The organism is Paenibacillus dakarensis, from assembly GCF_001373415.1.
GTDB lineage: Bacteria > Bacillota > Bacilli > Paenibacillales > Paenibacillaceae > Paenibacillus_AQ > Paenibacillus_AQ dakarensis.
Map to the genome: position 1 here is coordinate 1 of NZ_CDSE01000004.1, position 2,753 is coordinate 2,753.

4 protein-coding genes are annotated in these 2,753 nt (G+C 44.0%); 1 reads left to right on the forward strand and 3 read right to left on the reverse strand.

Going from position 1 to position 2,753, the window contains the following annotated elements; all coding sequences use genetic code 11:
- Positions 1–900, reverse strand: a 900-nt coding sequence (locus tag BN1234_RS00110) for an aminotransferase class I/II-fold pyridoxal phosphate-dependent enzyme (RefSeq protein WP_156337083.1), incomplete at its 3' end; no start/stop codon positions are given.
- Between the two features lie 130 nt (positions 901–1,030).
- A complete protein-coding gene (locus BN1234_RS00115) occupies positions 1,031–1,216 on the reverse strand; it encodes a sigma factor G inhibitor Gin (RefSeq protein ID WP_054954638.1) in 186 nt (61 codons plus the stop codon).
- Positions 1,217–1,435: 219 nt separating this feature from the next.
- Here BN1234_RS00115 and BN1234_RS00120 point away from each other — a divergent pair, with 219 nt between their 5' ends.
- On the forward strand, positions 1,436–1,960 hold the full coding sequence (locus BN1234_RS00120; RefSeq protein ID WP_054954639.1) for a hypothetical protein: 525 nt from the start codon (positions 1,436–1,438) through the stop codon (positions 1,958–1,960).
- 54 nt (positions 1,961–2,014) lie between these two features.
- Here the strand turns inward: BN1234_RS00120 and BN1234_RS00125 are convergent, their stop codons facing one another.
- Positions 2,015–2,443, reverse strand: a complete 429-nt coding sequence (locus BN1234_RS00125; protein WP_054954640.1) for a hypothetical protein — start codon at positions 2,441–2,443, stop codon at positions 2,015–2,017.
- Between the last annotated feature and the right edge of the window lie 310 nt (positions 2,444–2,753).

Below are 2,753 nucleotides of genomic sequence, written 5' to 3' on the forward strand. Positions count from 1 at the left end.
GCCGCGCATTAGCGCGCCCACGGCGGCGAAGCCCGCCGTGAAGGCGCTGGCGCCCTGCGCGTGCAGCATGCGCCGGGCCAGGTCAAGCGAGGCCATCACTGGGTATGATGGGCTCGAGCTCTGCACCATCGCAAGTCTCTGGCGCAGCAAACCGCGGTTGATGAACGGCCCCTGCACATGCAGCATGGCCCCCATCGTCATTGCTGCCAGCATTTTATGTGTCGATTGCACAGCGACATCTGCTCCACTTGAGAGCGCTCCTTCCGGCAGATCCGGATGCATTCCAAAATGCGCACCATGCGCCTCATCAACAAGCAGCGGTATATGATAAGCATGACATAGTTCAGCTATCGGCTTCAAATCACAACTCATCCCATAATAGTTAGGAGAGGTAAGCAAAACGCCCCTGGCATCCGGATAAGCCGCAATAGCCGCTTTTATCGTCTCCACAGATGGAGTAACGGCAAGTCCGCTGTCTTTATCTATTTCCGGTTCAAGAAAAACAGCTCTCGCCCCGGCAAGCATCAGTCCATTTAATACAGACTTATGAACATTACGCTGAAGGAGAAGTATATCTCCCGGCTGTTGGCATACCGTTAGAACCATGGCCAGATTACCGGAGGTGCTTCCTCCTACCAGAAAAAAACTCTCCTCCGCCCCAAAACAATCCGCTGCCAGCTCCTGCGCCTCACGGATAACCCCTTCTGGGTGATGGAGATCATCCGTTCCGGAGATTTCGGTAACATCTATCTTCATTACATCGTGTAATATTCTCGCCTCTTCTATTCCATCATATGCTTTTCCATTCTTGTGGCCAGGCACATGAAATGATTTAGCAGCATGATTTCTATACGCCAGTAGAGCTTCTACCAGCGGCGCCTCTTCTCTATTTCTATTCATATATGAATTTCCTTCCGGTTTCATCCTCTCTATTTTATCGCAAAATACACCATAAGCCTATGCCCACCTATTTATCCCAATACAACAAAAAAAGGCCCCACCTACCCAGGCCTCCCTCCTTAATATCTTTCTAAACCTTCTCTGGCATCATAATCTGCTTCAATTGATGGATAAAAAAATGATATTTTGAATCTTCGGTATTCGTATGCACAATCTCAGACTCGCAGTCTTCACATACAAATTGTGATATGATCGTAATGCCTTCCTTTTTACTCTGGCTGCATACTATACAGACGCGTTCATTCATCTCTTCCATGAGCCATCCCACCTTAATCCTTTTACTATCAGTATGACACAGGTTCTATTATTTTAAACATTTTCATAGTATCTCTTTCTGCCTTATAAGTATATGTGTAAATTTTCGCCTGGTGTCTGTACCCAAACCGCTTCATAAAAAAAGGATTACAACCGATAAAAACATAAAAGACATTATATTTATGCTCCCAACGTCCATTAAAGGAGGCCAGCAAGCTCGATGGCAGAACAACCTCATGGCCAAGCAACCTTTTATCAATACCAGCTGCTCAAAAAAATAACGCTCTCCAAGCATCTTATCGGACTTTATCTCATCCTTCCCTGTGCTGCAGTTGCATCTGAAATGCTTCTACTTTCGTGGGACAGCTTTATTTATTTTTTAATCGCTTTTGCTCTTATTCTATGGATCCACTTTGTCATCGGCCGATCCGTATTATTTATCCACGGCTCTGTCTATCCAAGAAAATGGAGGTTTTCACTAAAAACCCCTTGGCTCGGATATATGCCTGACCAGCATGTCAGCTTCCGCATTTTTAGGATCGTCCAATTCCATACCAGCTGGATCAGCCTCTGCCTTTTTGTCATTATGGCATTCTGGTCACCTTTAGCCTTTATCATATCACTTTTATTTTGGCATATATGGCTGCTCGTCCCCCGTTACTTCGCTCTCGTTGGCTGTAAGAACCAACACAAAGGCGGCATGCTCAAATTCAGTGAACAGGATATTTCCTACTATAAACAGTAAAATTACATACATACAATAAAAATAGATCTCAATCCCCGTTTGGATGAGATCTATTTATTTTTTGCTCTCCAAGCCTTTAATCGCTTCTTTCTTCAAAGGCGCAGGAACCGTTATGATTAAATAATCATCATGCACCGTGAGGTGGACAATGTTTTTTCCCTTCTCAAATACAAGAGAAGATCCCTTCCGTTCTTCCTTCTTCTCTTTCCAGCCCCATGATTCAATTTCCTTAATATATGCCTCAGGAAGACTCTCTGATTCTTTCAGTCCAGGCAGCGAATAACGAACATAGTCTAAGCCGCTGTTTCCTTTCGTTTGCTCCGTCTTATTTGCTTCCTTTGGTATCGGAAAAGACTTAACATTAGCTGCACCGTCAAAAGACTCCCAAGATGGCTTTACCGATGCTCCACATCCAGACCCCACCATTAATATAGCACCTGCACATAGAATTGCTGCAAACCGCAGTCGACTATTATCTAACATTCATAATCCCCCTTTCTCCACCATAACCCAATTTCCTGAAGCAGTTGACAACTGACTTGGTTAATGGAGAAACTTCCAATCAGGCCATAATCCCTACGACCTGCACAAACCGGAAAAATATAGGTAATAGTTCCCTGGTTCTTGAATAATTCTATTATACTGATTTTTATCATTCCATCGGTAACAAAATCTTCATTACTTGGCCCATCTATTGAATATTTCCATTGAAAATTGGTAAAAAACACATATAAACAAATAAAAACCACCATCGATTACATCGACAGTGGTTTTTCGCTTGGCGACGTCCTAC